We start from the raw sequence: 6,385 nt of genomic DNA, 5'->3' as shown, positions 1-6,385 counted from the left end.
ATCTCATCTTCCGATTTAAGGATTGAAGCGCTGAGATGGAACGTCAGAACCCAGTTCTCTCCCCCGTACCGCCCCCCCAGTCGACAACACACCGCCAACGGATATCGGCCCATCTCGACGCAGCCCGCCGGGCCCGTCGACACGGCGACCCCACCACCGCCGTCGCACACTTGCGCGCCGCGCTCGAGCTGCAGCCCGGTCATGTCTCGGCACTGAACAATCTCGGCAACACCCTGCAGTCCGCTGGAGACCTCGAGGCGGCCCTGGCGTGCTACACCCAGGCCATCGAGCAGGCCCCAGAGCAGGCGATCCTGCACTGCAACCTCGCTGGACTGTGGCAGCTCCAGGGCGACCCCGAACGCGCCATCACCGCCTATCGATACGCCATCGAACTGCAGCCAGCGCTTCATCTCGGCCACTACAACCTGGCCAAGATCCTGGCCGCACAGGGCGAGTTCGTGGCGGCCGAGGCGGCCTATCGCGAGACATTGCGGCACGCGCCCGAGCACGCCGAGGCCCATCTCGAACTCGGTCAGCTCTACCACGGGTACGGGTTCATGCCCCGCGCGCTGCACCACTATCGAGCGTCACTGCGACTGAAGCCCTCGGCACAGGGCTACAACGCCCTCGGGGCCGCGCTGCAGGAGTGGGGCAACCTGCGCCTCGCCCGCGCGAGCTACCGGCGCGCCCTGCGCCTCGACCCGAACTTCGAGCAGCGTCGCCACAACCTGGCCCAACTGCACGAGGCCCTCGGTGACCTGCAAGCCGCCCGCACCGACTACGAGCGCGCCCTGGAGGCCGCGCCGGACAACGTCCGGCTGCACTACCAGCTCGAGACCATCCGGCGTCGTCAGGCCGACTGGGAGGACGGCGCGGCACGCCGAGAACGGCTGCGCGCGGTCACCGAGCGCTACCTGACGGGCGAGACGCCGGGCGACGAACCCCCGCTGTTGAGCGCGCTCGCCCTCGACCTGCCGCCCGACTGGTATCGAGCGCTCGCCGAGCGCGCCGCGCGCCGGTTGGCACGGCAGGCCAGAGCGCTGGGCACCACCTTCGCCCCTCCGAGCGACCCGCATCCGGCGCGACTGCGCATCGGTTATCTCTCGCCGGATTTCCGCTGTCATGCCGTCGGCACCCTGGTGGCGGGGCTGTTCGAGCACCATCACCGTCCCGAGTTCGAGATCCACGCCTATGCTCTGGTCCCCGGACGAGACGTCTGGACCGAGCGCATCCGCGCCGGCTGTGACCACTACACCGATCTCTCACGCGCCTCCTCGCTCGCCATCGCGCAACGCATCCACGCCGACGGCATCCATCTGCTGATCGACCTGGCCGGCTACACCTCCCATGCACGCCCCCTGGTCCTGGCCCTGCGTCCCGCCCCGATCCAGATCCAGTACCTCGGCTACCCCGGCACCCTCGGGGCGGACTTCGTCCCCTATCTCATCGCCGACCGCCACCTGATCCCGCCAGCACACAGCGCACACTACAGCGAGCAGGTGATCCGCCTGCCCAACGCCTGGGCCTGTGCGCCGCTGGAGGTCGGGGAGCCGGGTGAGGGACGGGCCGAGTGCGGGCTGCCGCAGTCCGGCGTCGTCTATTGCTGCCACAACGCCATCCACAAGATCGACCCCGAGACCTTCACGCTGTGGATGCGTATCCTCGCGCAGGTGCCCGACAGTGTGCTGTGGCTGCTCGACGGCGAGCGCACCGGCAGCAACGCGCGCTTGCGCGCCACCGCCGCGGCCGCCGGCATCGATCCACGACGGCTGGTCTTCGCCCCCAAGCGGCCACACGCCGAGTACCTCGCCCGCTACCGCCTGGCCGATCTCTTCCTCGACACCCCGGCCTACAACGCCGGGGCCACCGCCGTCGGCGCACTGTCCGCCGGGCTGCCGGTGCTCACCTGTCCGGGGACGCACTATGCCGCGCGCATGGGCGCGAGCCTGTGTCATGCCGTGGGACTGCCGGAGCTGGTCTGCAACACGCCCGCTGACTATGTCGAGCGCGCCGTCGCGCTCGGGCGCAATCCGGCGCGACTCGCCGCGCTCGGACGACGCCTGAGCGCTGGCCGCGACGCCGCGCCACTGTTCCGACCGGCCGAGTTCGTCACCGCGCTCGAAGAGACCTACCGCACCCTCTGGCACGACTACCGCCTCACAGCCACCGCCCCCCGGACGTCCCCATGACCGACCCACGCCCCAGGCTCCAGGCCTCTCCCGGGTTCTGGCACTGGCTCGCGCGCCAGCGCGTCAGTCTCGCCTTCACCACCTATCAGACCAACCGTCTGTTCCTCGTCGGGCGGACACCGGAGCCCGGGCGGTTGGCGCTGCACGAGCGCTTGTTCGACAAGCCGATGGGGCTGTTCTGGCAGCACGACACCCTGACCATGGGCTGTCGCTACCAGATCTGGCAGCTCGACAACCGACTCGCCCCGGGGGCGAGTCACGAGGGCGGCGACCGGCTCTACGTCCCCCGTCAGTGCTGGATCACCGGGGACGTCAACGCCCACGACCTCGTCATCGACGGCGAGGGACGGGTGCTGTTCGTCAACACCGACTTCAGCTGTCTGGCCACCCTCGACCCGGACCACAGCTTCGTCCCACTGTGGCAACCGCCGTTCATCACCCGGCTGGCCGCCGAGGACCGCTGCCACCTCAACGGCCTGGCCCTGCAGGACGGCGCACCGACCTGGATGACCGCCTGCAGCCGCACCGACACCGCCGCCGGCTGGCGCCATCACCGCCACGACGGCGGCTGCGTGCTGCACCTGCCGAGCAACACGGTCGCGGCCACCGGGCTGTCGATGCCGCACTCGCCGCGCTGGTATCGCGACCGGCTGTGGCTGCTCGACTCCGGCAACGGTGCGCTGGGATACCTCGACGAGGGGCGCTTCGAGCCGGTGGCCGACTGCCCCGGCTTCGCGCGCGGGCTCGCCTTCCACGGCGACTTCGCCCTGGTCGGGCTCTCGCGACTACGCGAGCGCAGCTTCGGCGGGCTGGCACTCGAGCAGCGGCTCGCCGCCGACGGTCGACGCGCCCAGTGCGGGCTGGCCGTCATCGACCTGGTCCACGGACAGGTGCTCGAGTGGTTGCGCTTCGACAGCGTGATCGAGGAACTCTTCGACCTGGTGGTCATCCCCGAGGCGCGTCAACCACGGGCGCTCGGACTGCAGGACGACACCATCGAACGCCTGGTCAGCTTCCCCGGGAGCGCCGGGCTGGTCGTCACCAAGCCGACGCTCAAGCGGCCGGGACAGGGTGCCCCGCCACCGACCGCCGGCCTGCCGCGCGCACCGGCGCACGACCCGGCGATCCGCTTCCAGCAGGTCCACCACCTCAGCCCGGACAACCTCGCGCCCTATGCCGCGCTGACCTGGCCGCGGCTCGATCAGCGCTGGCACACCCAGCCACCGGACGGCGAGATCGTCGGGGTCTCGGCGGTGATCGGCGACGCCCTGATCGGGCTGGCCGTTGCCGAGTGCCGAGCACCGTCCGATCACGCCGAGCTGATCTCGCTGTTCGTGCTGCCCGAGTACCGCGGACGCGGCGTCGCCACCCGAATGCTCGCCCATCTGCGCCGGACGCTCGGGGTAGCGCTGCGCGAACCCGGGATGAACGGATGACCCGACCAGCGCCCCCGGGCGATCGAGACACCGGACCACGCGGTCATCACGTCATGGGGCTGTCATGGCATGAGCACCGAGGTCACCGGCACGGCAATGCCCCGACCCGACGTCCCGAGACGGGCCGTCAAGCGACCAACCAGCGCGCGACGCCACGCGACCGGACGACCGACCGATTCCTGATCACGCGCGTATCAATCGCCACTGCTTTCACAAGGAGCTGAGATGTCGACCCCCAACTTCCCATCCTCGCAGACTAACCCACTGGGACTGAGTAACGTCGGTGGCTATGCCACCCCGACCATCGCCGACATCGATGCCGACGGCGACCTCGACGTCTTCGTCGGCAATAACTTGGGCGAACTCCTGCTCTTCACGAACACCGGCGACGCCAGCAACCCGGCCTTCAGCTCAGCGATCACCAACCCCTTCAGCCTGAGCAATGTCGGCAACGGTGCAACCCCGAGCCTGGTCGACCTCGACGGCGATGGTGACCTCGATCTCGTCGTCGGGAACTGGAGCGGCGACCTCCTGTTCTTCGAGAACACCGGCACGGCATCCGAGGCCGACTTCGCCTCCCCCGCCACCAATCCATATAACCTCACGATTGCTGGGAGCAATGCCACCCCTGCCTTAGCCGACATCGACGACGACGGACACCTCGACGCCTTCGTCGGCAACGAGCATGGTGAACTCTTGTATTTCCACAACACGGGCAGCGCCACCCAGCCGGACTTCGCCACCCCCTCTGCTTCACCGTTCGGCCTGAGCCCGGTCGACAGAAGCACCAAGCCAACCCTGGCCGACATCGACAACGACGGTCTCATCGATGCCGTCATCGGCAACAGCTCTGGTAGCATCCAGTACTTCAAGAACACGGGCAGCGCGACCCAGCCGGACTTCGCCGACGCCTACGACCTGGGCCATATCGCTTGGGCCGTCCAGCCAGCCCTGGCCGACATCGACGGTGATGGCCAGCTCGACGTCCTCGCCGGAACCGGTTCCAACCCTAACCCCTATCTGTTCGAGAACACCGGCAGCCCGAGCGCCCCGGCATTCGCCAGCGCAGTCAGCAACGCATACGGACTGAACGGCGAGGGCACCCATATCGCCCCCGCCTTCGCCGACATCGACGCCGACGGCGATCTCGACGCCCTGGTCGGCAACTACGAAGGTGACCTGCTGCTATTCCGCAACGGTACCTCGCCCGGCGTCACCCTGAGCCAATCCTCGGTCGAGGTCACCGAGGGCGGTGCCACCGCCACCTATACCCTGGTCCTCGACACCCAGCCCAGCGCCGACGTCACCGTCACCCTCGACACCACCAACGATCAGGTGAGCGTCGATCAGACGACGCTCACCTTCACCCCGGAGGACTGGGACACCCCGCAACAGGTCACCGTCACCGCCGTCGACGACAGCGTCGGCGAGGGTCCGCACCGGGGCGTCATCAGCCACACCGTCACCAGCACCGACGCCGGCTACGACGGGGCGGCGATCGACAACGTCCAGGTCGCCGTCACCGACGACGACCTGCCGACCGAGGAACCGACCTTCCAGCCCCCACAGGTCAACCCACTGGGACTGGACGACGTCGGCGCCTCTGCCTCCCCGACCTTCGCCGACATCGATGCCGACGGCGACCTTGACGTCTTCGTCGGCAATGACTCCGGCGACCTCCTGTTCTTCGAGAACACCGGCGGCGCCAGCAACCCGGACTTCAGCTCAGCGAGCACCAATCCCTTCGGCCTGAGTAATGTCGACAATTATACTGCCCCGAGCCTGGCCGACCTCGACGGCGATGGTGATCTCGATCTCGTCGTCGGGAACTGGAGAGGCGACCTCCTGTTCTTCGAGAACACCGGCACGGCATCCGAGGCCGCCTTCGCCCCACCCACCACCAATCCATTCAACTTACCGTCCACTGGGATGCTCCTCGCCACGCCAGTCCTTACTGACCTCAACGACGATGGACGCATCGACGCCTTTGTCAGTTATTACAATGGCAAATTCATGTACTTCCAGAACACGGGCAGCCCTACCCAGCCGGACTTCGTCACCTTTGATTCACCTTCATTGCCTTTCATGGATCTGTGGGTCTACCCAGCACTGGCCGACATCGACGGCGATGATCTATTCGAACTGCTCGTCGGCAATTCTGACGGTGATATCTTCTTATTCGAGAACATCGGCAGTGCGACTGCCCCGAGTTTCGACTTTACCGTTATGAATCCATATGGGCTGAGCGATATGGGCTTACATATCTCGCCCGCCCTCGCCGATCTCGACGCCGACGGCGATCTCGACGCCCTGGTCGGCAACTCCGACGGTGACCTGCTGCTGCTTCTCAATGGGGAGACGAGCGGAGGGGGCGGCAGTGGATCGAGCCCGGACCGCGACGATGAGGGTGATGGCGATCTCTTCGTCGGCGAGGACGGCGCCATCCTCGACGACGGTCGCATCGACACCGGGCTCAACCCCACCGAGAGCTTCACCGACACCACCCTCGACGGCGCCCCGGTGACCACCGGCACCACCACCGACAGTCGCACCGGCGAGTCTGTCGCGGTGGTGGTCAGCGACCCGAGCGCCCCCGGCGAGCGCACCGACGTCGATCCGACCACCCCCGAGGTCGACATCCCGATCGGCGGGCTGGTGGTGAGCAAGCCCGAGTCGCTCGGGCTGATCGCCACCAGCCGGGTGAGCACCGAGCGCAGCGCGCTCGAGACCCTCACCGGCGGCGACGACGCCGCAGCCGAC

General features: G+C 67.9%; 3 protein-coding genes. All 3 read left to right on the top strand.

Features of this window, described 5'->3' with window-relative positions; all coding sequences use genetic code 11:
- Positions 1 to 101 precede the first annotated feature (101 nt).
- Positions 102 to 2,189 carry a glycosyltransferase family 41 protein gene (locus tag EBL85_RS16355; protein WP_223806182.1) on the top strand — a complete coding sequence of 696 codons (2,088 nt, stop codon included), beginning with the start codon at positions 102 to 104 and terminating at the stop codon, positions 2,187 to 2,189.
- Positions 2,186 to 3,625: a TIGR03032 family protein gene (locus EBL85_RS16350; RefSeq protein ID WP_123143461.1), complete on the top strand. Its 1,440-nt coding sequence runs from the start codon at positions 2,186 to 2,188 to the stop codon at positions 3,623 to 3,625. Before EBL85_RS16355 ends, EBL85_RS16350 begins: the two co-directional genes overlap by 4 nt.
- Before the next feature lie 225 nt (positions 3,626 to 3,850).
- Positions 3,851 to 6,385: VCBS repeat-containing protein (locus EBL85_RS16345; protein WP_150132755.1), on the top strand; the 2,535-nt coding region annotated here is incomplete at its 3' end.

The sequence above is a fragment of the Marichromatium sp. AB32 genome (genome assembly GCF_003718675.1).
GTDB classification, from domain to species: Bacteria; Pseudomonadota; Gammaproteobacteria; order Chromatiales; family Chromatiaceae; genus Marichromatium; species Marichromatium gracile.
Note: the sequence above shows the minus strand (reverse complement) of the source record. Positions and strands in the feature narration are given on the sequence as shown.